This window comes from Notoacmeibacter sp. MSK16QG-6 (assembly GCF_024158145.1).
Classification (GTDB): Bacteria; Pseudomonadota; Alphaproteobacteria; order Rhizobiales; family Rhizobiaceae; genus Notoacmeibacter.
In genome coordinates this window covers 87,925-109,551 of the sequence record NZ_JAMYXM010000001.1, presented here as the reverse complement: position 1 = coordinate 109,551, position 21,627 = coordinate 87,925, and the positions used below count along the sequence as shown (strand labels likewise).

The 21,627-nt window shown below is 59.7% G+C and carries 24 protein-coding genes; 12 read left to right on the top strand and 12 right to left on the bottom strand.

Annotated features, from left to right (window positions below):
• Positions 1-95 precede the first annotated feature (95 nt).
• From NIM86_RS00525 to topA, 4 genes are read right to left on the bottom strand one after another with little or no spacing between them, the layout of a single operon-like run.
• A complete protein-coding gene (locus NIM86_RS00525; protein WP_253378299.1) occupies positions 96-878 on the bottom strand; it encodes an NUDIX hydrolase in 783 nt (260 codons plus the stop codon).
• Positions 875-1,330 (bottom strand): DUF983 domain-containing protein, encoded by a 456-nt coding sequence (locus NIM86_RS00520; RefSeq protein ID WP_253378297.1) that lies wholly within the window; start codon positions 1,328-1,330, stop codon positions 875-877. The genes NIM86_RS00525 and NIM86_RS00520 overlap by 4 nt, the downstream gene beginning before the upstream one ends.
• The gene (gene rnr / locus NIM86_RS00515) at positions 1,327-3,648 is read right to left on the bottom strand and encodes a ribonuclease R (protein WP_253378296.1); all 2,322 of its coding nucleotides are present in this window, start codon (positions 3,646-3,648) and stop codon (positions 1,327-1,329) included. Before rnr ends, NIM86_RS00520 begins: the two co-directional genes overlap by 4 nt.
• Positions 3,648-6,263 (bottom strand): type I DNA topoisomerase, encoded by a 2,616-nt coding sequence (gene topA, locus NIM86_RS00510; RefSeq protein WP_253378295.1) that lies wholly within the window; start codon positions 6,261-6,263, stop codon positions 3,648-3,650. Before topA ends, rnr begins: the two co-directional genes overlap by 1 nt.
• Positions 6,264-6,523: 260 nt before the next feature.
• Between topA and NIM86_RS00505 the strand changes: the two genes are divergently transcribed.
• Complete coding sequence (locus NIM86_RS00505; protein WP_253378294.1) at positions 6,524-6,754, top strand: hypothetical protein; 231 nt, start codon at positions 6,524-6,526, stop codon at positions 6,752-6,754.
• A gap of 21 nt (positions 6,755-6,775) precedes the next feature.
• On the opposite strand, the gene dprA is transcribed toward NIM86_RS00505, so the two are convergent.
• From dprA to NIM86_RS00485, 4 genes are read right to left on the bottom strand one after another with little or no spacing between them, the layout of a single operon-like run.
• Positions 6,776-7,921: a DNA-processing protein DprA gene (gene dprA / locus NIM86_RS00500; protein WP_253378293.1), complete on the bottom strand. Its 1,146-nt coding sequence runs from the start codon at positions 7,919-7,921 to the stop codon at positions 6,776-6,778.
• Entirely contained in the window at positions 7,905-8,540 is a 636-nt protein-coding gene (plsY, locus tag NIM86_RS00495; RefSeq protein WP_253378292.1) for a glycerol-3-phosphate 1-O-acyltransferase PlsY, read from the bottom strand. Before plsY ends, dprA begins: the two co-directional genes overlap by 17 nt.
• Before the next feature lie 25 nt (positions 8,541-8,565).
• Positions 8,566-9,858, bottom strand: coding sequence for a dihydroorotase (locus NIM86_RS00490; protein WP_253378290.1), 1,293 nt, complete (start codon positions 9,856-9,858; stop codon positions 8,566-8,568).
• A complete protein-coding gene (locus tag NIM86_RS00485; protein ID WP_253378288.1) occupies positions 9,855-10,811 on the bottom strand; it encodes an aspartate carbamoyltransferase catalytic subunit in 957 nt (318 codons plus the stop codon). Before NIM86_RS00485 ends, NIM86_RS00490 begins: the two co-directional genes overlap by 4 nt.
• Before the next feature lie 151 nt (positions 10,812-10,962).
• On the opposite strand from NIM86_RS00485, the gene NIM86_RS00480 reads away from it, so the two are divergent.
• The 3 genes from NIM86_RS00480 to NIM86_RS00470 all read left to right on the top strand — a co-directional run bounded on the left by NIM86_RS00480 (position 10,963) and on the right by NIM86_RS00470 (position 13,548).
• Complete coding sequence (locus NIM86_RS00480; protein ID WP_253378286.1) at positions 10,963-12,588, top strand: acyl-CoA dehydrogenase family protein; 1,626 nt, start codon at positions 10,963-10,965, stop codon at positions 12,586-12,588.
• Between the two features lie 106 nt (positions 12,589-12,694).
• Complete coding sequence (locus NIM86_RS00475) at positions 12,695-13,177, top strand: hypothetical protein (RefSeq protein WP_253378284.1); 483 nt, start codon at positions 12,695-12,697, stop codon at positions 13,175-13,177.
• A complete protein-coding gene (locus NIM86_RS00470) occupies positions 13,174-13,548 on the top strand; it encodes a DUF6105 family protein (RefSeq protein WP_253378282.1) in 375 nt (124 codons plus the stop codon). The genes NIM86_RS00475 and NIM86_RS00470 overlap by 4 nt, the downstream gene beginning before the upstream one ends.
• Here the strand turns inward: NIM86_RS00470 and ruvX are convergent.
• A complete protein-coding gene (ruvX, locus tag NIM86_RS00465; RefSeq protein ID WP_253378280.1) occupies positions 13,504-13,980 on the bottom strand; it encodes a Holliday junction resolvase RuvX in 477 nt (158 codons plus the stop codon). The two genes, NIM86_RS00470 and ruvX, sit on opposite strands and share 45 nt — an antisense overlap.
• 73 nt (positions 13,981-14,053) lie before the next feature.
• Between ruvX and NIM86_RS00460 the strand changes: the two genes are divergently transcribed.
• The 5 genes from NIM86_RS00460 (at position 14,054) to NIM86_RS00440 (ending at position 17,396) form a co-directional block, all read left to right on the top strand.
• Positions 14,054-14,764, top strand: coding sequence for a metal-dependent hydrolase (locus tag NIM86_RS00460; RefSeq protein WP_253378278.1), 711 nt, complete (start codon positions 14,054-14,056; stop codon positions 14,762-14,764).
• Positions 14,765-14,889: 125 nt separating this feature from the next.
• Positions 14,890-15,177 (top strand): Asp-tRNA(Asn)/Glu-tRNA(Gln) amidotransferase subunit GatC, encoded by a 288-nt coding sequence (gene gatC, locus NIM86_RS00455; RefSeq protein WP_253378276.1) that lies wholly within the window; start codon positions 14,890-14,892, stop codon positions 15,175-15,177.
• A 4-nt stretch (positions 15,178-15,181) separates the two neighbouring features.
• Positions 15,182-15,652, top strand: a complete 471-nt coding sequence (locus tag NIM86_RS00450) for a GNAT family N-acetyltransferase (protein ID WP_253378274.1) — start codon at positions 15,182-15,184, stop codon at positions 15,650-15,652.
• Positions 15,649-17,130, top strand: coding sequence for an Asp-tRNA(Asn)/Glu-tRNA(Gln) amidotransferase subunit GatA (gatA, locus tag NIM86_RS00445; protein ID WP_253378272.1), 1,482 nt, complete (start codon positions 15,649-15,651; stop codon positions 17,128-17,130). The genes NIM86_RS00450 and gatA overlap by 4 nt, the downstream gene beginning before the upstream one ends.
• Entirely contained in the window at positions 17,127-17,396 is a 270-nt protein-coding gene (locus NIM86_RS00440) for a hypothetical protein (RefSeq protein ID WP_253378271.1), read from the top strand. Before gatA ends, NIM86_RS00440 begins: the two co-directional genes overlap by 4 nt.
• On the opposite strand, the gene mnmD is transcribed toward NIM86_RS00440, so the two are convergent.
• Both mnmD and NIM86_RS00430 read right to left on the bottom strand, forming a co-directional pair.
• A complete protein-coding gene (gene mnmD / locus NIM86_RS00435) occupies positions 17,376-18,110 on the bottom strand; it encodes a tRNA (5-methylaminomethyl-2-thiouridine)(34)-methyltransferase MnmD (RefSeq protein WP_253378269.1) in 735 nt (244 codons plus the stop codon). The genes NIM86_RS00440 and mnmD overlap by 21 nt on opposite strands.
• Entirely contained in the window at positions 18,107-18,394 is a 288-nt protein-coding gene (locus tag NIM86_RS00430; RefSeq protein ID WP_253378267.1) for a YrhK family protein, read from the bottom strand. Before NIM86_RS00430 ends, mnmD begins: the two co-directional genes overlap by 4 nt.
• A 68-nt stretch (positions 18,395-18,462) precedes the next feature.
• Here NIM86_RS00430 and NIM86_RS00425 point away from each other — a divergent pair, with 68 nt between their 5' ends.
• Positions 18,463-19,575: an FAD-dependent oxidoreductase gene (locus NIM86_RS00425; RefSeq protein WP_253378265.1), complete on the top strand. Its 1,113-nt coding sequence runs from the start codon at positions 18,463-18,465 to the stop codon at positions 19,573-19,575.
• Between the two features lie 51 nt (positions 19,576-19,626).
• Here NIM86_RS00425 and NIM86_RS00420 read toward each other — a convergent pair whose 3' ends face one another.
• Entirely contained in the window at positions 19,627-20,082 is a 456-nt protein-coding gene (locus tag NIM86_RS00420; RefSeq protein ID WP_253378263.1) for a VOC family protein, read from the bottom strand.
• 229 nt (positions 20,083-20,311) lie between these two features.
• Here NIM86_RS00420 and NIM86_RS00415 point away from each other — a divergent pair, with 229 nt between their 5' ends.
• Both NIM86_RS00415 and NIM86_RS00410 read left to right on the top strand, forming a co-directional pair.
• Entirely contained in the window at positions 20,312-20,893 is a 582-nt protein-coding gene (locus tag NIM86_RS00415; protein WP_253378262.1) for a cold-shock protein, read from the top strand.
• Positions 20,894-21,056: 163 nt separating this feature from the next.
• The gene (locus NIM86_RS00410) at positions 21,057-21,575 is read left to right on the top strand and encodes a DUF192 domain-containing protein (protein WP_253378261.1); all 519 of its coding nucleotides are present in this window, start codon (positions 21,057-21,059) and stop codon (positions 21,573-21,575) included.
• The last annotated feature ends 52 nt before the right edge of the window (positions 21,576-21,627 follow it).

The window sequence follows — 21,627 nt, the reverse complement described above, 5'->3', positions numbered from 1 at the left end:
AAATTGCAAACACGCCAAGGGGCGCGTTGCTCGCCCGGCGACAATCGTGCGCGGACCAATAAAGATCGCCGCGACAATGTCAAGCGCTGGTCTGGTCATACGCGTTCCAGCACCATGTCGCCGTGCCGTTCAAAGTGCACAGGCACCGTTGGAGATTCATGAAGATCGGGATCATTCGTCAGTCGCTCCACCAGATGAGCGATGATAATCCGCGTGATACCGGGCAGCTTGTCGCTCTCAAGCGCCTCGCTCAATGGAAGCCAGATGAGATCGCTCAATTCCTGCGTCGGCCCACCCTCCGGCAGCTCATGCGCCACCGCCTCATCCCGCCAGCAGGCGAAAAAACGTGTGTCGAACCGTCGCACACGACCGGGCGGCGTAATGGCGCGTGCGACGAAACGCAGCTTTGACAGATCCGGCAGAAGCCCATGTTCGCCAAAGGCTTCCCAGCCCGAAGGCATCCGCGGCACCTCACGCTCAGCCACGCCGATCAGCAGGCCGGCCTCTTCATAGCTTTCGCGAACAGCTGAAAGAGCGGTGGCGGTGGCGCGCCGTTCGGTAAAGCGCTTCGCTGTACGGCTGGTCAGTTTATCCAGATCGTCGGAGCGCAGACGCTGAGCTGCACCAAGCGCCACGCGTGAGTCGCCGGGATCGGTGCGTCCGCCAGGGAACACGTAACGATTGGCCATGAAGGCGTGTTTACCGTGCCGCTTGCCGACCAAGACGCGAACATCGTCGCTAGAGCGATCGAGAACGATGAGCGTGCCGGCATCGCGAGGGCGAAGACTGCGGCCCTTGACGGAGCGCATGTCGGCAGGGTCGTCGCCGCGCGGGTCCTTTGGCGCGCCTCTCGGAAGTTGCGAGGCGAAGTCTGTCACGAACCGCTCCGCGGGTCGGAAGGATGATCTTCGATGGTGTCAGGTTCTCCGCCGAAGCCGTGCATGTAAAGCGCCCATTGCAGGCCGACCACCGCGCCTTTGACGGGCGGAAGCATGGCGATCACCGCGATGATGATGAGAACGCTCCAGACGATCATGTGAGTGACCATCGACCATTCTACGAGCGCCTCTGCCGCCATATAGGCCCCGACGACGATATGGCCGACGATAAAGACGACGAGATAAGCGGGTAGGTCGTCCGCCCGGTGATGAAAGATCGGCTCCTGGCAGACCTCGCAGCTATCGACCGTTCTCACATAGCTGCGAAATAATCGGCCTTCGCCGCAGTTCGGGCAGCGCATGGCCGCGCCACGCAAAATGGAGCGGCCGAGAGGTCTGTCCGGGCGGCCCGTGTGGTTCTCGCCTCCAAATTGGGAGATGTCGTCCTTCATCGCCTTCTGCCTCCGCTACGGCCCTTGCGAATCTTTTTCTCGCCCGACCTGCCTTTGGCTTTCGCCGATCGCGCACGTCTCTGGCCAGCACGCGCCTTGTCGCGCGAACGGGCGATGCCAGACAGTTTATGCGGCTCGCTCTGCATTTCCAAAAGGATCGAACCCGCAAGCGGCTGAACTTCGAGCAGTTTCACCTCAACGGCGTCGCCAATCCGCCACCCAAGCCCGGTGCTGTCGCCACTCAGCGCAAACGCCGCTTCATCGAAATGATAATACTCATCGCCCAACGACGAAATTGGCACGAACCCATCCGCTCCGAATTGATCGAGCTGGATGAAGAGACCGCTTTTCGTGACACCCGTGATACGTCCGTCGAAGGGCTCGCCGATCCGTTCGGCCAAAAAGCCGGCAGTCAGGCGGTCTACCGTCTCGCGTTCGGCAATCATGGCGCGGCGTTCGGTCCCTGAGATAAGGGCGGCAATATCGTCCAGCCGCTCCTCCTTCTCGTTGGATAGACCATCGTCGCCTAGATTGAGGGCGGAGATCAGTGCGCGATGCACGATCAGATCGGCGTAGCGGCGGATAGGTGAGGTAAAATGCGCATAGCGCGTCAGGGAAAGACCGAAATGGCCGAGATTATACGGGCTATAGACCGCCTGGCTCTGCGTCCGCAGCACAATTTCAGAAGCCATCGCTTCATATGGCCCGCCGCGCGTCCGTTCGAGAATGCCGTTAAAGGCGCTTGAGTTCAGCGCTGGGCCGCGCTGAAGCGATTGTCCGATGGATTTCAGAAACTCGCGCAGCACTTCCTGCTTGGCCAACGAAGGTTCGTCGTGGACCCGGTAGATCAGCGGATGTTTTTTGCGTTCCAAAGTTTCAGCGGCGCAAACATTGGCCTGGATCATGAACTCCTCGATCAGCCGGTGCGCATCGAGGCGAGGGGGGATTTCGATCCTGTCGATCGTGCCGTCTTCCTTCAGCCGGATCTTGCGCTCCGGCAGATCCAGTTCAAGCGGTCCCCGGCTCTTTCGACCCTGCGACAGAACGCGATAGGCTGCCCATAGCGGCTCCAGAACCGTTTTCAGAAGCGGTTCGGTCTTCTGCGTCGGCGCGCCGTCAATGGCGGTCTGAGCCTCTTCATAGGCAAGTTTGGCCGGCGAGCGCATCAGCACTCTGTGAAACGAATGTCGCACCTTACGGCCGCCAGAATCGAACACCATGCGGACGGCGAGGGCAGGGCGGTCTTCGCCTTCGCGCAGGGAACACAGATCGTTGGAGATGCGCTCCGGCAGCATCGGGACGACCCGGTCTGGAAAATAGACCGAATTGCCGCGCTTCAGGGCTTCGCGATCCATGGCCGAGCCGGACCTTACATAAGCCGCGACATCGGCGATTGCGACGGTCACGACCTGCCCGCCGGGATTCTTTTCATCCAGGTCCGGTTTGGCGAAGACCGCATCATCGTGGTCTTTCGCGTCGGCTGGATCGATGGTCACAAGCGGAACTTCGCGCCAGTCCTCGCGGCCTTCTGAGGATATCGGCCTGGCGTTGCGCGCTTCCGCGATCACTGCGTCCGGGAAGATATGAGGAATGCCATGGGCGTGAATCGCGATGGCCGAAACGGCGCGTTCGGTTCCGAGTTGCCCGATAACTTCCTCGACCGAGCCGCTGGCAAGGCCGCGCCTGTTGCCACGGTTGGGCGAGACCTCGACGAGATCGCCGGGCTTTGCTCCTGCCAGCCCTCCTTCTGGCAAAACGATCTCATCCTGGCGCCGCTCGACGGGCTCAAGGCGAAACGAACCGTCTTTCAACTGCCGGACGACGCCTAATACGCGTCCTTCGGCCTTGTCGAAGACCTTGATAATCCGTGCCGTGTAAGAAACACCATCGTCATCGCCTTTTGCAGGAAAGATCTTGGCCAGCGCCTCATCGCCGATTCCGGGCGGCCGGCGTTCATCCTTGCGCAGCTTTACCGCGATGGCCGGTGGGAAGCCGTCGGCATCCTGATCCCAGTTGCGCGGTCGCGCCATCAGTCCGCCATCGGCGTCGCGGCTCATAATGACGATGGGAGTGACAGGCGGAAGTTGTCCCGGCACCCGCATTTTTCGGCCCTCCGCTTCCAGAAGACCGTCATCGGCCATGTCCTGCAAAAGATCTCGGAGCGCCGCGCGTTCCGCGCCTTTGATACCGAAATGGCGGGCAATCTCGCGCCGGCTGGCCGCGTGCGGATGATCTTTTAGATAGGCCAGGACCGTATCGCGGTCCGGCACCGCCTGCATTCGCTTGGACGAATGGCCCTCGGCCTTTTTCCTGGCCATCAGTCCTCTTTGGCCTTGGTGGCCGTTTTTTTCTTAGCGGAGGCTTTCTTTTTGGCTGGCGCTTTCTTCTTCGCGGCGGTCTTCGTGCCCCCGCCTTTTTCGACTTTCGCCGCTATGAGCTGAAGCGCCTCTTCCACGGTGATGCTCGCCGGGTCCTTGCCTTTCGGCAATGTCGCGTTGACCTTGCCCCAATTGACGTATGGGCCGTAGCGGCCATCGCGGACAGTCATCGGACCACCATCGGGATGATCGCCGAGCTCCTTCAGCGCTGCCGCCTTGGCGCGGCCTCGGCCGCCGCTTTTCGCCTTTTCGGCAATGACTGTGACCGCGCGGTTGATGCCGATGGAGAAAACGTCTTCCACGGTCTCCAGATTGGCGTATTTGCCGTCATGCAGGAGGAACGGGCCATAGCGGCCGATACCCGCCGAGATCATCTTTCCGCTTTCCGGATGTTGACCGACATCGCGCGGCAGGTTGACGAGCGCCAACGCCTTTTCATGGTCGATCTCCTCGACGGCCCAACCTTTGGGAATCGAACCGCGTTTGGCCTCCTTGCCTTCGCCGCGTTGAACGTAGGGACCGAAACGTCCCGTCCGCAAGGTAATTTCCTCGCCCGTATGCGGATCGGTGCCGAGAGCTTTCGGTCCCTCGTCGAGGCCCGATCCTGCTCCATCGCCCTCCGGCGGCCCATCGAGCTGGCGGGTGAAGCTACAATCCGGATAATTGGAGCAACCGACAAACGCGCCGAATTTTCCGAGTTTGAGCGACAATTCGCCATTCCCGCATTTCGGGCAGATCCGTGGATCGGTGCCGTCTTCCCGATCCGGAAATGCGACCGCCGCCAATTCGTCATTCAGACGGTCGAGCACATCCGAAACACGCAGTTCCTTGGTATCGTCGACATGGGAAGAAAAGTCGCGCCAGAAGCGGGCGAGCACGTCCTTCCATAACGCCTTGCCATCGGAGATCTGGTCGAGCTCCTGCTCGAGACCCGCAGTAAAATCGTATTCGACATATTTATCGAAGAAGTTTTCCAGGAACGCGGTCACGATGCGACCGCGCGATTCCGGCACCAGTTTGCGGCTTTCTACCTTGACGTAGTTTCTGTCCTGCAGCGTCTGGAGCGTCGCGGCATAGGTCGACGGACGACCTATGCCAAGCTCTTCCATCTTTTTGATAAGGCTTGCTTCGGAGTAGCGAGGCGGCGGCTCGGTAGTGGATTTGGTGACTTCAATCGCCTTGCGCTCGGCCTCTTCGTCGGCGCGAATTTCTGGCAAACGTCGATCGTCATTGTCGTCGTCGCCCTTGTCGTCCTCATCTCGCTGGTCGGTATAGGCGGCCAGAAAGCCGTCGAAGCGGATCACCTGACCATTGGCTCGAAGCGTCGCAGGCGCGCCGCCGCCTGACGCGATCAGCTCCACGGTGGTGCGCTCGAGGTCGGCCGCAGCCATCTGGCTGGCGATCGCTCGTTTCCAGATCAAGTCGTAAAGGCGGAACTGGTCGGCATCGAGAAAGCGCTTCACGCTGGCCGGCGTACGCGTGAAGTCCGTAGGGCGGATCGCCTCGTGTGCTTCCTGAGCGTTTTTGGCCTTGGTGGAGTAGTGACGGGGCTTTTCCGGCACGTAGCGGTCGCCAAATTCACCGCCAATCGCCGATCGGGCGGCATTGATGGCTTCTGGCGCCATCTGCACGCCGTCCGTTCTCATATAGGTGATGAGGCCTGCGGTCTCGCCGCCGACATCGACGCCTTCATAGAGGCGCTGGGCAACCTGCATGGTGCGCGAGGCGCCGAACCCCATGCGCGACGAGGCCGCCTGCTGCAGTGTCGACGTGGTGAAGGGCGGGCCGGGATTGCGTTTACCGGGTTTGGCCTCGACACTTTCGATACGGAAGGACGACTGGTTGAGAACAGCCTCGATCCGCTTGGCGTAATCTTCGTCCTTGATATCGAGCTTGTTGGTTCGCTTGCCGTCAAAAGTCGTTAGCCGGGCGGAGAAGCTATCGCCGCGCGGTGTCAGAAAGGTGCCGGCCACCATCCAGTAATCTTCGCGGACAAAGCGCTCGATCTCCGCTTCTCGGCTGCAGACCAGGCGCAGTGCGACGGATTGAACGCGCCCGGCTGACCGGCTGCCGGGCAATTTGCGCCAAAGCACGGGCGATAGGGTAAAGCCGAACAGGTAGTCGAGCGCACGTCGGGCGAGATAGGCGTTAACCAGATCGTCATCGATCTGGCGCGGATTGGCCATCGCCTCCAGCACGCTCTTCTTTGTGATGGCGTTGAAAACCACCCGGCTGACCGGCTTGTCCTTTAGAGCACGCTTCTTGTTGAGTACGTCCAGAACGTGCCATGAAATGGCTTCGCCTTCGCGGTCGGGGTCGGTCGCTAGAATGAGATTGTCAGCATCTTTTAAAGCTCTGGCGATTTCCGACAGCCGTTTGTTGGATGCGCCGTCGACTTGCCAGCTCATGGCGAAATCTTCTTCGGGCCGGACCGAGCCATCTTTCGGCGGCAGGTCGCGGACATGCCCGTACGACGCAAGAACCTTATAGTCCTTGCCCAGATATTTATTGATGGTTTTGGCCTTGGCAGGCGACTCGACGACGACGACGTCCATGAAACTTCCGATGTTGGAGCACCGCCACGCGATGCGAATGGCGCTTCACATGGCGGCGCAAAGGCATGCGGTCAAGCCCGGCGCGTTTTGTCTGCAATTTCAATTTCACCAAATTCTTTTGGAGATGGAGGCCTTGAATCCAGTCGGGACACACCAAAAACGCGCTGGCAGGACAAAATAGGAAATATTTCTTTACAATCTAAGAGAGTGATTTAATAAATATACAACTGACATTGCTGACGGACAGGCGGAGAGCCATTATGAAAAGCCGAAACAGCCGCACCGACACGCTTGATTATATCCAGATGATGCTCCGTGAACTGTACCGGCTGGCCCAGTCCGAACGCTATGACATTCTCGCTTATATGATCGAGATGTCTTACATCGAATGCAGTGACGTTTTGCGGGGCGAACGACCTCAGCGCCTTCCAGCCAGGAACGACGAAAATTTCAGCGAGCCGCCAGCCGCCGCACAACGTCGTACGGGTTGATCGGAGAACGGACCGAAGAGGCTACTCCTCCGGAAGGCGTTGGACGCGGTTGCCTGGCAAGCGTTGTATCCGGCCCGCGAGATCGAGTTCGAGCAGGTGCGCCAGGACTGCCGATGCGGACAGACCCGTATGGCGGATGAGTTCGTCAATCTCGACGGGTGAGAAGTCCAGCGCCTCCACAACCCTGTCGCGCTCACTCTCGTCCGGTTCGTACGCGGGTTGCTCCGGCTCGTCGGCCACGACCGAAGGATAGGCCGTCGGCGTACTTTGCTGAGGCCGCAGATCCTCGATAATGTCAGCCGCCGATGTCACGAGGACCGCCCCATCCCGTATCAAACGATTGCTACCTTCGCTTCGAGGATCGAGAGGTGAGCCCGGTACTGCAAAGACATCCCGACCGAGTTCTGCCGCTAAACGCGCAGAAATGAGCGACCCGGAACGTTTGGCTGCCTCAATCACGACGAGACCGATACCGAGCGCGGCAACGATCCTGTTTCGGCGCGGAAAATCCCGAGCCGTCGCGCGCCATCCGAGAGGCATTTCGCTGACGACCGCACCGTTCTGCGAAATGATCGCATCCATTAACGGGATGTTCTCCGGCGGATAGGGTTGATCGAGACCGCCAGCAAGCACAGCGACCGTGCCGAATGGCAAAGCTGCTTGGTGAGCTGCTGCGTCGATACCACGCGCAAGGCCGGAAACCGTGCCGTAACCACCTTCTCCGAGTTCAGCGGCTATTTTGCGGGCCAGCTTGATCCCCGTGATGGAAGCGTTCCGAGCGCCAACGATTCCGACGAGCGGCGTCTGAAGAACATCGGCCGAACCCGCTATGCACAGAAGTGGTGGCGGCAGTTCGGTATGAGAAAGGATTGCGGGATAATCCGGTTCGCCGATGGCGACGAATCGAAAGCTGTTTCTCTCGGCCGTCTCCAACTCCCTCTCGATGTCGCCCTCGTCAGCGATACGAGGCAATTTTTTTGCGCCGCCGCGCGCGGCCAGTTCGGGCAATGCCGAAAGAGCCAGCTCTGCCGAACCGTATCGGTTAATGAGGGCGCGGAAACTTGCCGGGCCCACATTCTCGCTGCGGATGAGCCGCAGCCAGGCAAAGCGCTGACGCGAGGACAGGCGCGGCCTTTCGCTTCGGTTCGTCTCAGGCGGCCGGTTCACGCTTTTCGCCCATGCGTGGTTCGGTACCGTTCATAAGCCGACGGATATTGGGATGATGCTTGGCGTAGACGATAATGCTCATGAGAAGAAAGAACCACGCAACCGACCCATAACCGAGAAACAGCAGCACAATAGGTACGGCCAGAGTGGCGATCAGAGCGGAAAGAGAGGAGATGCGCGTGATCGCGGCACAGCCAATCCAAATCGCTGCGAATGTCAGGAAGCCAGGCCAGGCCAATCCCAGTAAGACGCCGAGATAAGTTGCAACGCCCTTGCCTCCCTTGAACCCTAGCCAGACGGGAAAAAGGTGGCCAAGAAAAGCCCCAAGCCCTGCGCCCATGGCAGGATATGGACCCATGCCATTGTTCCGCCCCCACCAGAGCGCCAGAAGAACAGGCAAGGTGCCCTTCAGCGCGTCGGCCAAAAGTGTCAGCGCAGCCAGTTTCTTATGGCCGGTGCGCAAGACATTCGTCATGCCGATATTGCCGGAGCCGATGGCGCGAATGTCGCCCAGCCCGGCCATGCGGGTGATGACGAGGCCGAACGGGATCGATCCGCACAGATAACCGCCGGCCAGAGCAAGCAGCGTGATTGCCAGCGTTTCGCCCGATAAATCCATCAAGGCCCTCCCAGACCGCCGCCGGCTAATCGTTCAATTCAAAGACTGTCCGTCCTGAAACGATTGTCCGGATGACTCGCCCGCTCATTCGCGCATTTTCAAAACAGCTATTGCGCGAATGTGAGCGTAAATCCTTGTCGGAGACCTCCCATGGTGCGTCAAGATCGATTATCGCGATATCGGCCTTGGAACCCGGTTTCAACGTACCGTATGGCAGGCCGAAAAGGGCGGCAGGAGCGCTCGTAACCACTTCGATAGCGCGCATCAAATTCAGGGTTCCATCGTGAACGCGGCGCAAAAGGGCCGCCAGAAGCGTCTCGAGACCGATTGCGCCCGGTGCGGCCTCCGCGAAAGGCAGGCGCTTGGTGTCGACATCCTGCGGATCGTGGCTGGATACAACGACATCGATCGTACCATCGGCGATTGCATTGGCCATGGCGTGACGATCCAACTCGTCACGAAGAGGCGGCGAAAGCCGGTAAAAGGTTCGATAGCCCTGTACGTCGTTCTCGTTCAGTGAAAGGTGGTTGATGGAGACGCCGGCGGTGACTTTATGGCCGTTATCCTTTGCGCGTCGCACGGCGTCGGCGCTCATCATGCAGGAGATCTTCGCCGCGTGATAGCGAGCGCCGGTCAGACCGGCCAAAGCCAGATCGCGCTGGAGCGATATCAGCTCGGCTTCGCGGGGAACGCCGGGCAGCCCCATCAGCGTGGCCAGCTTGCCTTCATTCATCACGCCGCCCGCGGCCAGCGCCTCGTCCTGCGTTTCAGACGCGATCACAGCGTCGAAATCGCGCGCATAGGTCATAGCCCGGCGCATAACAACAGGGCTTTCCAGCGTATTGCGTCCATCGGTGAATGCGACCGCCCCGGCTTCCCGCAAAAGGCCGAATTCGGTCATCTCCTGGCCGCGCAGTCCTCTGGTGATAGCAGCAGCAGGATGAATGCGAACGAGCGACGTGGCGCGGGCGGTCCGCAGAACATATTCGACGAGTGAGGGTTCATCCATGACGGGACTGGTGTCCGGCATCATGACAAGGGAAGTGACGCCGCCTGCCGCTGCCGCTTCGGAGGCCGAGCGGATGGTTTCACGATATTCGTAGCCCGGCTCGCCAATGAAAACTCGGCCATCCACAAGCCCGGGCGCGATTATGCGACCTTTGCAGTCGATAATCTCAGCGCCTTCCGGTGCGCCCTGATTGTGGACATCGGGACCGGCAGCCACGATATGATCGTCTTCGACGAGAACCGCGCCGGTCGCATCGATGCCGCGCGAGGGATCGACGACGCGGCCATTGGCCAGAAGCAGCGTGCTCATGAGCTGCCCTCTTCATTATGCGACGGGCCGGCAAGCAGTTCGAGCACGGCCATGCGGACGGCTACGCCCATTTCGACCTGCTCCTCGATCACGCTTTGCGGCGCATCGGCCATCAGACTGGCAATTTCCACGCCGCGATTCATCGGGCCTGGATGCATCACGATTGCGTCGTCCTTGGCGAAGGCCAGCTTCTCGGCATCCAGTCCGAAATAGCGGAAATATTCGCGCTCGCTCGGCACGAATGCGCCACTCATGCGCTCACGCTGCAGGCGCAGCATCATCACCACGTCGGCGCCGGCGAGGCCGTCTTCCATCCGGTGAAAGACCTCAACGCCGAACTCGTCAATCCCGGCTGGCATGAGCGTCGACGGGCCGACCAAGCGGATGCGCGCGCCCATCTTACCGAGAAGGAAGATGTTTGAACGCGCGACCCGGCTGTGCAGCACATCGCCGCAAATGGCGACAGTCAGGCCCTGCAACCTGCCTTTGTGACGGCGGATCGTCAGCGCGTCGAGAAGCGCCTGGGTTGGGTGTTCGTGCTGGCCATCGCCGGCATTGACCACGGCGCAGTCGACCTTTTGCGCCAGCAATTCCGCCGCGCCTGAACTGCCATGGCGGATGACCAGAATGTCGGGTCGCATCGCGTTCAGCGTCATCGCCGTGTCAATCAGCGTTTCGCCTTTTTTCACCGAGGAGGACGCAACGCTCATGTTCATGACATCGGCGCCGAGCCGTTTTCCAGCCAGTTCGAAGGACGCCTGAGTTCTCGTCGAGGCTTCGAAGAACAGGTTGATCTGGGTTCTGCCGCGCAGCGAGGAGGTCTTTTTGTCCGGCCGGCGGGAGACTTCCACCGCCTTCTCTGCCCGGTCCAGAAGAAATTCGATATCCTGCTCGGAAAGGCTGCGGATGCCGAGCAGATGACGCATCGAAAAGGAGTGCGGGCGGGCCACCATGGTTGTGTCTGATAGCGGCGCGCCACCGGGCCTGCAAGCGCTCATCGCCAATCAGCCACAGGCGATTGCTGTGGCCGTGGCGGCATGAAAATGCTGAAGACGCGATAGAATACGCTTCGATTCGCCTCCCAGGCAGAAGGACACGCCCATCATGGCTAGCGATTTCAACCGCACACCCCCGCTGGCTGGCGCCAATGCGTGGCGGCGCGATCCTTTGCTGGTGCAACTCACCGACGCGTTTACCGCCGATGTCCGCGATGGACTCGATTCGCTTGGCGCTTACGTCCTCGCGCCCGAAGCGCTCGACCTGGCAAGGCTCGCCAACCAAAAGTCACCGACGCTCGAAATACATGATCGGCACGGCGAACGGCTGGATCGTTTGGAGTTTCATCCCGCATATCACGCGCTGATGCGTCGCTCCGTCGCCGAGGGACTTCACGGCTCCTTCTGGGAAGAAGGCGCAAATGAAGCCGGCCATCGCGCGACGGCACGCGCTGCGCGATTCTATCTGATGGCGCAGCTTGAATGCGGCCATCTGTGTCCGATCACTATGACGAACGCTTCGCTGGCTTCCATCGCCAGCAGCGAAAGTCTCTTCAATGATTGGCGGCCGCGGGTCGTGACGCGGAAATACGATCCCAGCGAGCGGCCGCCTTCGCGAAAGGCCGGGCTGACGTTGGGAATGGGCATGACCGAGAGGCAGGGCGGCACAGATTTACGCACCAACCGGACCGAGGCGGCCGAGATCGGCAGCGGTTATTGGCGGATCGAGGGGGAGAAGTGGTTCTTCTCCGCACCGATGAGCGATGGTTTTCTGGTGCTTGCCCAAACCGGTGAAGGACCGGGCTGCTTTCTGATCCAACGTATTCGTGGCGATGGCCAGAACAATGGACTTCGCTTTCAGCGCCTGAAAGACAAACTCGGCAATCGTTCGAATGCGTCATCGGAAGTGCGTTTCGAAGGCACGATCGGCCAGCTTCTAGGCGAACCTGGGAAGGGCATTCGCACCATCATGGATATGGTCAGCCTGACCCGGCTCGATTGCGCCCTCGCTTCTTCCGGGTTGATGCGCGTGGCGCTGGCCGAGGCCGTTCACCATTGCAGGCATCGCGAAGTTTTCGGCGCGAAACTCTACGACCAGCCTTTGATGAAGCGGGTCCTGGCAGACATGGCGCTCGATGTTGCTGCCGCGACGGCGCTGGCCTTTCGTTTGGCGCGCGCTTTCGACGAAGCGGCTGAAAGCGATATTCAGGCGTCTTGGCTACGATTGATGACGCCAGTGGTTAAGTACTGGATCTGTAAAATTGCTCCCGCGCTGACCTACGAGGCTATGGAGTGCCTGGGCGGGGACGGCTACTGCGAGACGTTTCCAATGGCGCGGTTTTACCGCGAGGCTCCGGTCAACGCGATTTGGGAGGGGTCAGGCAATGTGATGGCGCTCGATCTGTTGCGCGCCCTCAACCGGTCGCCGAAGGCTCTCGAAACGATCCTTCAGGATCTGCACGAAGGGCTCGGTCGCTCCGCCGATTCAACGGTCGATGTTCTGCGTGCGGCCGCCGAAGTGGCGCGTAACGATGAGGGTAGCGCGCGTTTTCTGACCGAGCAGCTTGCCTTGGCAGCCGCGGCGGCTGAACTGCGTCGTCTCGGCGCGGGGCGGATTGCCGACGCCTTCGCCGAAAGCCGCCTGGGCGGCGCTTGGCGCAGCACCTATGGCACGCTCGATAGCCGCTACGAACCTGCGGCTATTCTGGAAACGCTTTACCCTGCCGATGCCTGAGAGGCTTTTGTGGATAGAAGCGCCTGCCGTTAACCCTAAGCCAGAGATTGCGTGGACACATCACCGCTCCCACTACAGTTTATAAATCGTTAACAGGGAGTGTTTCATGGCGCGGCTTGTGCCGGTCTCGGTGTGTCTGTTCTGGATGGCGGTTTTCGTTGCGACTGGCCTGATGGCGATGCTGGCTCATCGGTCAGCGGGCGAGGCGGCGATCTGGCCGGCTTTGATACTGCCGATCATCGCGGGAGCGACGGCATTGGGGTTTGCATGGCTGGCGGCGATGATCGCCGTATTGCCTCGAAACGAATGCCCTGCGTCAGATCGCCCCTCTTATCAGCTGGTTTTCACGCTAGCTCTCGTCACGATTGGCGTTTCGATGATCGGACATGTGCCGGCCTACGGCCTTCGCTCTCTGATCGATGGCAGTCTTGTGGCATCCGGGCTGATTGCCTCATTCCTGCTGATCGAAAAGGCCATGCCCGAAGGTTTCGAAGAGCCTCCCGCAAGGTTGTCAGCCCGGCGCTCCAGCCATCTGGCTGCGCTTGCGGCCGTTGTCAGGCCTTGCAGAGCCGATGGTGACAGATCGTGATCACCCGCGTCTGTCTTATTTTCTGGGTGTTGCCGCTGACGCTGTACACGACATGGTTTGTTCTGTCGGCAAATGACATCAATTTCGGCAGCATCTATCTTTCGCGGCAGATGCACGACCTCATCATGCAAAGCTACGCCAATCTTCTGGGGATTGAAGCATCGCTGGTTCCCGCCCTGCTTATCCGTGCGGTCGTCTGGGATCTGGCGGTGGTGCTGTGCATTCTCGCTTTCCGCCGCCGAAAGCAGATAAGAGCCTGGTGGAACGCGCATCTCCACGGGAAGCAGCCCAGCACCGCGCCTCTAAACGAAACGGCCGGCGAGAGCTTAACGCTTTCGCAGCATGGCGATCCGGTCCAGCGCCCCCTGTAAAATAAAGGCAGCCGCGGCCGAATCGATCTTCGTTGCCCGTTTGGCGCGCGACACATCGGCGTCGATCATGGCGCGCTCGACCGCAACTGTAGAAAGCCGCTCGTCCCAGAAGATAAAAGGCAGCGCCGTGACGCGCTGCATGTTTCTGACGAAGGCACGCGTGGCCTGTGCGCGTGGACCGGCCGATCCATCCAGATTGTTTGGCAATCCGATAACGAAGCCCGCCAGCGGATCGCCCGCTAGTGACGCCAGCAGCGCTTCGGCATCCTGGCTGAATTTTTTGCGCGCAATGACGGGCCTTGCATGAGCAAAAGAAAGCTGTCCGTCTGAAACGGCGAGACCGATGGTCTTCTCACCGAGGTCAAGACCTGCCAGCACCTGTCCGTAAGCCAGTCGATCAGTGATCTCTTCGATGGTGATGGCATTGTTCATGCGGTAATCCCGTTCTTTTCGTTGGCGGCCCGCGACCTATTGTCACTCGCTGACAGAGATGAGGAGACGCGCCATGAAACTGACTTGGTACGGTCACGCAACATTTAGTCTGCAGACTGCCGATGCAAAAATCTTCGTTGATCCCTTTCTGGAGGGCAATCCGTCATGGGACGGCGGATGGGAGAAACCGGCGGAGGGGGTGAGCCATATTCTGCTGACACATGGGCATGACGACCATATCGGGGTGACCGTAAAAATGGCGCAGAAGACAGGCGCCACGGTGGTCGCGCCATACGAGATCATCCAGTTTCTCACAGCGGAGGGTCTGCCGGAAGATCAGGGCAGCCCTATCAATCACAGCGGCACCGTTGCGTTCGATGCATTCAGGGTGACGTGCTGGCCGGCGCTGCATTCCAGTTCGACCTTCCGTGATGGCAAGACCATCTATCTCGGCAACCCCACCGGCCTGGTCGTCGAACCGAAGGGCGAGGATGAAGCTACGGTTTATTTTTCCGGCGATACGGGCATCTTTTCCGACATGGCGCTCATCGATGAAGTTCATAAGCCGAAGATTGGAATTGTCTGTATCGGCGATCGATTGACCATGGGACCGAAATTGGCGGCGATGGCGTGCCGCAGATATTTCAACTTCGACAAGGTAGTCCCAAGCCATTACGGCACGTTCGAGTTTCTGAGCGGCACCGCTGAAGCGTTCAAAGATGAGATGAACGGTTCCGATACGGAGGTTGTTGTTCCGACAGTCGGCCGGCTCGTCGAAATCTAACCGCTTCCCTCCTGCCTTAGCATGGTATGCGGCTCGGTTGCGCCGCTGATAGCGCCTCGCTATAGCGGGCGGCGAGAGCGCAGCCGAACAAGGCCGCGTGCCGACCCGTCTGCCCGGAGTTTGTCATGAGCGTCGATATCGACACTGTTCACCGCGTTGCCCACCTCTCGCGTATTGCCTTGAAAGAAGGCGAAGCGGAGCGGATGACGAGTGAACTCAACGCCATACTGGGCTTTGTCGAACAGCTGTCCGAAGTGGACGTCGAGGGTGTCGAGCCGATGACTTCTGTCCGTCCGATGGCCATGCGCCGTCGCGATGACGAGGTCACAGATGGCGGCAAGGCGGACGACATCGTCAAGAACGCGCCGGCGACCGAAGATCATTTCTTCATGGTGCCGAAGGTGGTGGAGTAGGGTTTTGGCCTTCGCCGTTACAGCAGAGCCGGCATTGCAAGACGATGTGCGAACCATGGTGGAAGCATTGACTTTGGCGATGACGCCGCTCCATCCGCCGGAATTTCAGTTTCAGATGACCGCTGAAGAGATGGACGGTGCGGATTGCACGGTTTTCCTCGTTCGCGACCCTGATGGTGCGCCTGTCGGGATGGGCTGCCTGAAACAGCATGATGCGAAGACTGGCGAGGTCAAACGCATGTTCGCGGAGCCTGAGCGTCGCGGGCAGGGCATCGGCGCGAAGGTGCTGGCCGCTATCGTCGAAAAGGCGCAGGCGCTGGGTCTTGCCGAACTGGTGCTGGAAACCGGCACGGCGGAGGAGTTCGCCCCCGCCTGGCGCCTCTACGAGCGCGCTGGCTTTTCGCCCTGCGGCGCCGTTCTCGATTATCCGTCCTCAGACCATAACCGTTTCTACCGTAAGGCTCTTTCCGCATGACCGATCTCACAAAGCTCACCCTTGCCGAGGCGCGCGATGGCCTTGCCGGGAAGCAGTTCACGTCCTCGGAGATCACGAACGCCTATCTCGGCGCTATCGATGGCGCCAACGGTGCGCTGAATGCCTATGTGGCCGTCGGCTACGACAAAGCGCGCACCATGGCCAAGGCGTCCGATGACAGACTGGCTCAGGGCAAGGGCGGAGCGCTGGAGGGCGTACCGCTCGGCATCAAGGATCTGTTCGCGACAGAAGGCGACCACACTCAGGCCTGCAGCCGCATTCTTGATGGTTTCCACCCGCCTTATGAAAGCACGGTCACCTCTAATCTCTGGGCCGACGGCGCGGTGATGCTCGGCAAGCTGAACATGGACGAATTCGCCATGGGCTCGTCCAACGAGACGAGCGCCTACGGGCCGGTCAGGAACCCATGGCGGGCGGACGGCGCGACCACCGATCTGGTGCCTGGCGGCTCGTCCGGCGGCTCCGCCACGGCGGTGGCGGCTCATCTATGCGTGGCGGCGACAGCGACCGACACAGGCGGTTCGATCCGCCAGCCGGCGGCACTCACCGGCACAGTCGGCATAAAGCCGACTTATGGCCGATGCTCGCGTTGGGGTGTGGTGGCTTTTGCCTCTTCGCTCGACCAGGCCGGGCCGGTGACGCGCACCGTGCAGGATGCGGCCATCATGCTGAAATCCATGGCCTCTCTCGATAAGAAAGACAGCACCTCCGCCGACGTGCCGGTGCCGGATTTCGAGGCGGCTGTTGAACGCGGCGTCAAGGGCCTGACAATCGGCATTCCTAAGGAATACCGTATGGATGGCATGAGCGACGAGATCGAGGCGCTCTGGCAGGACGGCATCGCCATGATGAAGGATGCTGGCGCTGAAATCCGCGACATTTCCCTGCCGCACACGAAATATGCCTTGCCGGCCTACTACATCGTCGCACCGGCCGAGGCGTCGTCGAATCTCGCGCGCTATGACGGCGTTCGCTACGGTCTGCGCGAGACGGGCCGTGACATCACGGATCTGTACGAGAAAACCCGTGCCGCGGGCTTCGGCGCAGAGGTCAAGCGCCGCATCATGATCGGCACCTATGTGCTGTCCGCCGGCTATTATGACGCCTATTATCTTCGCGCCCAGAAGGTGCGCACGCTAATCAAGCGCGATTTCGAGACCGTGTTTGACGATGGCATCGATGCGATTTTGACGCCGACCACTCCCGGCCCGGCCTTTCCGATCGGCGACAATGAACACCACGCCGACCCGGTAAAAATGTATTTACAGGATGTCTTCACTGTGACTGTGAACATGGCAGGCCTGCCGGGTATCGCAGTACCGGCGGGATTGAATGCGCAGAGACTGCCGCTCGGTCTGCAACTGATCGGCAAGCCTTTTGACGAGGAAACGCTATTCGCCGCCGGTCGTGTGATCGAGAAGGCGGCGGGCCGCTTCACGCCGGAGCGCTGGTGGTGAGCGATGAAGGCCGCTTGGCGCTCGCCCAACGGGCGCTGACGCTTCTTTCCGATGGCGGATATGCGCTTGGCCCGCAATGGGAAGAGGCGCACGACATTGCTCAGGCCCATGAAGGCGATGCGCTATTCGATCAACTTCATGCGATTGTTCATCGCATCGAAGGCGATGAGTGGAATGCCAATTACTGGTATCGCCGGGCGGGTCTAAAGATGCCGGACACTTCTGTAGCAGATGAGGTAAATGCCTTAAGGCAGAACCTCAGCTGACCGCGAGCTTTGGTCGATGAGCCTCCCCACCATCATCTCGCGCTTTGTCCCGAAGCCCGGCCTTTTCTCCACCCAAAAACCTGCTGCTTCCAGATTTCGCCGTACCCAGCCAGCGGCGGTGTAGGTCGCGAAGGTGCCGCCCGGCGCGGTTTGATTTGCCAAGTCGGTCATCAGTTCGCTGGACCAAAGATCGGGGTTCTTGGCCGGCGAAAACCCGTCCAGAAACCAAGCGCCGGCAGGTGTCGGCATATCGGTCATTCGCGTCCCCGCATCGCCATTCAGGATGGTCAGCTCCACATCGTTTGCGTGGCCGAGTCCGACTGTCAGATCGCCGCTCGAATGAACTGCTACAGCATTGAGCAGCGGCTCTACGAGAGCAGCCAGATGGGGCCAGGGCTGCAACATTTCGGTCATCGTGCCGGCATCGAGCAGATGTTTTTCGAAGCTGACCAGTTTCAGCATTGCGCCAGCAGGCGCAGTGTCGCCCCATAATTTTGTGGTCGCCAGCATGTTGAGGCCGCTGCCAAAGCCCAGTTCGCCGATGACGAAGGTCTCATTTGCCGACAATGCCGCAAATTGCTCCCAAAGCCGGTTGCCGTTCAGAAAAACATGGGTGGTTTCGGCTAGCCCGTCCGCACGGCTGAAAAAGACATCGTCATAGAGTTCGGACCGGGCGTGACCGTCTTCGGTCCATCCAACGCGGTGGGGCGTCATGAACTGTTTTCCTGCCCATCGACGAGTCTGCCCAGATCGCCCGATGCCGCATACTGAATTTCGCGGATCAGCCGAAGGGTCGGTTTGACCGCGAAGAAGAACGATCCGACGACGAAACACCAGATGGCCGGGTTTTGCAGACTTTTGTAGAAAAACATCCAAGAGCCGACCAGGAAAAGCATAGCAGCGCTGAACGAGACGAGCGTATCGAGAATTTCATAGGCCACATGAATTGTGCGATGCCGTTCCGAGGCATGTTTGTTGCGGGGATCGAAAAACGTCATGAAACTGCTCGTCGCTGAATGAAATACGGTATGGCGCGGGTCATAGCGTGGGAGATTTGGAGCCGCCAGTGATCAGTGACGCAAAGGGACCGTTTGATCTCGCGATCATTGGCGGCGGCATTGTCGGCCTATGGGCGGCGCATTTTGCTTCGAGAGCCGGACGCTCCGTTGCGCTGATCGAGCGCGGCCGGATCGGCGAAGGCGCATCCGGCGGTGTTCTAGGCGCGCTGATGCCGCATCAGCCGGAGCCTTGGAATGTCAAAAAGCAGATTCAGTTCGATGCCCTGGTGGAGCTTGAAAATCTCTGCGCAACTCTGGAGCGAGAAACCGGCCTGCCGACCGGTTACCGTCGCACAGGCCGTGTGACGCCGATAATGGACGAGCGCCAGCGGAGCCGACAGGCTTTATGGGCGGACGGAGCGCGCAAACATTGGCAGGCTGACAAGGGGGGAAGTTCAAGCTTCGAGTGGCACGTTCGCGATGGCTCCGACCCATGGAACGCTCTCTCAAAAGAAGCGACGCCGTTCGGCTATGCTGTCGATACGCTCAGCGCAGTCGTTGCGCCGCGAAAATTGCTGGCGGCGCTGCGCGCGTCGATTGCAGGATGGGTAACATTTTACGAGCGCTCCCATCCTGTTCGATGGGACGCTGCAGCCGCGAAACTTGATCTGAGCAGAGGCCGACTGACCGCTAAAGCACTGCTCATCGCAGCCGGGGCCGGCACCGGTGAGCTCTTGACGGCACTTGGCCTCAAACGATCCGAGACGCCGACCATAATCGGCGTGAAAGGGCAGGGCGCGCTTCTGCGTCCCGCCGTTCCGTTTCCTCTGGACATGCCGATGATCTACGGCGACGGCGTCTATCTGGTGCCTCACGCCGACGGAATGATCGGCCTTGGTTCAACGACGGAGAAAAGCTGGGCGAACCCTTATACAACCGACGAAAAGCTCGATCACCTTGTGGATAAGGCCAATACGCTCTGCCCCTGGCTCGACAACGCCGCGGTATTGGAGCGATGGGCCAATCTGCGCCCAAAGGGACCGACAGCCAATCCTGTTGTGGGAGCGGTCGGGCAGCACGCGGTCATGGCTTCCGGCGGCTACAAAACGGGACTCGCCTTCGCGCCATCGATGGCGCGACAGGCGCTCGAAATTTTATGGGAAGACAGCGCCGTTCAATGATTCGATCTTGCAAAAAGTGTCTCGAAACAATTGATCGGACGGCGCTTTTTCCTACCAGCTACCGGTGTTTTCCATGCTCTTCCATGGCTCGGCTGGGTCCAGCGCTTCGCCTTCCTGCAGCAGCTCTATCGAAATATCGTCCGGACTTTTGACGAACGCCATGTAGCCGTCGCGCGGCGGGCGGTTGATGGTGATCCCGGCATCCATCAGTTTCTGGCAGGTATCGTAGATATTATCGACCTTATAGGCGACATGGCCGAAATTGCGCCCGTTGGAATAGGTCTCCTGCTCACCGTTCTCGTCAGGCCAGTTATAGGTCAGTTCGAGCTCAGGCGAGCGCTGCTCCTTGGCGCGGTCGAGATCGGAAGGCGCCGCAAGAAAGATCAGCGTGAACTTTCCCTTCTCATTGTCGACACGCCGCGTTTCCGTAAGGCCCATTTTGCCGACCCAGAAATCCAGCGCTTCGTCGATGTCGGCAATTCGAATCATACTGTGCAGATAGCGCATGCCTTCTGCTCCTTTTCTGAATTTTCGATAAGGGATTTGTCATCTGAAATTGTAGGGTGCATCCGCGTCGCGCCAAGCCGCATTCGGCATCAGAACGGCAGCAAGTTGTATCTTCTAGGTGACGAAACGGAAGTTTCTATCGATGCGGCCTTGTCAGACCAAGATTTTCCTATGCTAAGCTTAATGAAGAGATTCGCGTGCACGGTGGTTCGAGGGGTGCGTATCGCCAATGGGGGACAATATCACAGGGCAAGATGGCGCGGCGGCTACTGACCTGTCCCTTGGCGCGGACGAAGGTGTCGTCGAAATCCACGGCCAAATCAAATGGTTCGACGTTGCGAAGGGCTACGGCTTCATCGTGCCGGACGAAGCCGATATGGGCGACGTTCTGCTTCACGTTACCTGCCTGCGTCAGGATGGCCACCAGGCAGCTTTGGAAGCAGCACGTATTCATGTTCTAGCCAAACGCGGCGATCGTGGGCTGCAGACCTTCAAGATCCTCTCTCTGGACAATTCCACAGGCGTCCATCCCTCGGAAAGTTCGGCGCCTCGAACCCGCGTGGCGGTGGAGCCAGAGACCGGTCTGGAACGGGCTTTGGTGAAGTGGTTCAATCGGACCAAGGGGTTCGGTTTTCTTACACGCGGCGAGGGCACCGAGGATATTTTCGTACATATGGAAACGCTGCGGCGCTACGGCCTGACCGAATTGCGTCCGGGGCAGACTGTATTGGTTCGGTATGGCCGATCCGGCAAGGGCCTGATGGCGGCTGAAATTCATCCGGATATCGGCACGCCGGTCATTTCCAATTAGCGCCCCTCGCGCCTCCGCCTTCCTCGCGCATTTCTCTTCCATTAACAAAGCCGGCTGAAATCAGGCTGCGAAATCACTTATTTGTCGGCCTTGCGCCCAATTGCCGCCGTGAAACTCGACAATTCTAACGATTGCTGAGGTCGCGTGATTTGGAGAGGCGCATATGAGACGGCAGGGACGGTTTTCATTCGATCTGCTTTCGCTCGTTTTGGCCTGCGCTCTCCTGTTTGGCGGCGTTCTGGCACTGACCGGCAGCGGGACCGCCCGGTCCGACATGCCGGCTCCCGGCCAGGCGATGATCTTGTCGACCGACCCTGTGCCACTGACCATCGACGGTCGAGACGACATCGCAATCATGGTGGAAATCGCGACGACGCCTGTGGAAACCGCGGCAGGTCTCATGTTCCGCGAAAAGATGGACGACGATCACGGCATGCTGTTCGCGTTCGACAAACCGAGCAGACGCTCGTTCTGGATGCGAAATACGGTCATGCCGCTCGATATTATTTTTGTCGATGAGAACGGCGAAGTGGACTCGATTCGTCGTGGCAAGCCGCTCGACGAAACGCCTCTGAAGTCCGATGGGAAAGTCCGGTACGTTCTTGAATTGAAGGCAGGCCAGGCCGAGGCCTTCGGTATCCGCGACGGTGTCGTTTTACGCCATCCGGTCATCGGTGGATAAAAAGTTCAGCCGCTGATTTGGCGTGCGAATAATCTTCATTCTTGAATGGATC

Excerpts from the sequence above, each read along its gene's own strand:
- NIM86_RS00520 (WP_253378297.1), bottom strand. The coding sequence starts at position 1,330 with ATGAAGGACGACATCTCCCAATTTGGAGGCGAGAACCACACGGGCCGC.
- rnr (WP_253378296.1), bottom strand. The coding sequence starts at position 3,648 with ATGGCCAGGAAAAAGGCCGAGGGCCATTCGTCCAAGCGAATGCAGGCG.
- topA (WP_253378295.1), bottom strand. The coding sequence starts at position 6,263 with ATGGACGTCGTCGTCGTCGAGTCGCCTGCCAAGGCCAAAACCATCAAT.
- NIM86_RS00505 (WP_253378294.1), top strand. The coding sequence starts at position 6,524 with ATGAAAAGCCGAAACAGCCGCACCGACACGCTTGATTATATCCAGATG.
- plsY (WP_253378292.1), bottom strand. The coding sequence starts at position 8,540 with ATGGATTTATCGGGCGAAACGCTGGCAATCACGCTGCTTGCTCTGGCC.
- NIM86_RS00490 (WP_253378290.1), bottom strand. The coding sequence starts at position 9,858 with ATGAGCACGCTGCTTCTGGCCAATGGCCGCGTCGTCGATCCCTCGCGC.
- NIM86_RS00485 (WP_253378288.1), bottom strand. The coding sequence starts at position 10,811 with ATGGTGGCCCGCCCGCACTCCTTTTCGATGCGTCATCTGCTCGGCATC.
- NIM86_RS00480 (WP_253378286.1), top strand. The coding sequence starts at position 10,963 with ATGGCTAGCGATTTCAACCGCACACCCCCGCTGGCTGGCGCCAATGCG.
- NIM86_RS00475 (WP_253378284.1), top strand. The coding sequence starts at position 12,695 with ATGGCGCGGCTTGTGCCGGTCTCGGTGTGTCTGTTCTGGATGGCGGTT.
- ruvX (WP_253378280.1), bottom strand. The coding sequence starts at position 13,980 with ATGAACAATGCCATCACCATCGAAGAGATCACTGATCGACTGGCTTAC.
- NIM86_RS00460 (WP_253378278.1), top strand. The coding sequence starts at position 14,054 with ATGAAACTGACTTGGTACGGTCACGCAACATTTAGTCTGCAGACTGCC.
- gatC (WP_253378276.1), top strand. The coding sequence starts at position 14,890 with ATGAGCGTCGATATCGACACTGTTCACCGCGTTGCCCACCTCTCGCGT.
- gatA (WP_253378272.1), top strand. The coding sequence starts at position 15,649 with ATGACCGATCTCACAAAGCTCACCCTTGCCGAGGCGCGCGATGGCCTT.
- mnmD (WP_253378269.1), bottom strand. The coding sequence starts at position 18,110 with ATGACGCCCCACCGCGTTGGATGGACCGAAGACGGTCACGCCCGGTCC.
- NIM86_RS00430 (WP_253378267.1), bottom strand. The coding sequence starts at position 18,394 with ATGACGTTTTTCGATCCCCGCAACAAACATGCCTCGGAACGGCATCGC.
- NIM86_RS00420 (WP_253378263.1), bottom strand. The coding sequence starts at position 20,082 with ATGCGCTATCTGCACAGTATGATTCGAATTGCCGACATCGACGAAGCG.
- NIM86_RS00415 (WP_253378262.1), top strand. The coding sequence starts at position 20,312 with ATGGGGGACAATATCACAGGGCAAGATGGCGCGGCGGCTACTGACCTG.
- NIM86_RS00410 (WP_253378261.1), top strand. The coding sequence starts at position 21,057 with ATGAGACGGCAGGGACGGTTTTCATTCGATCTGCTTTCGCTCGTTTTG.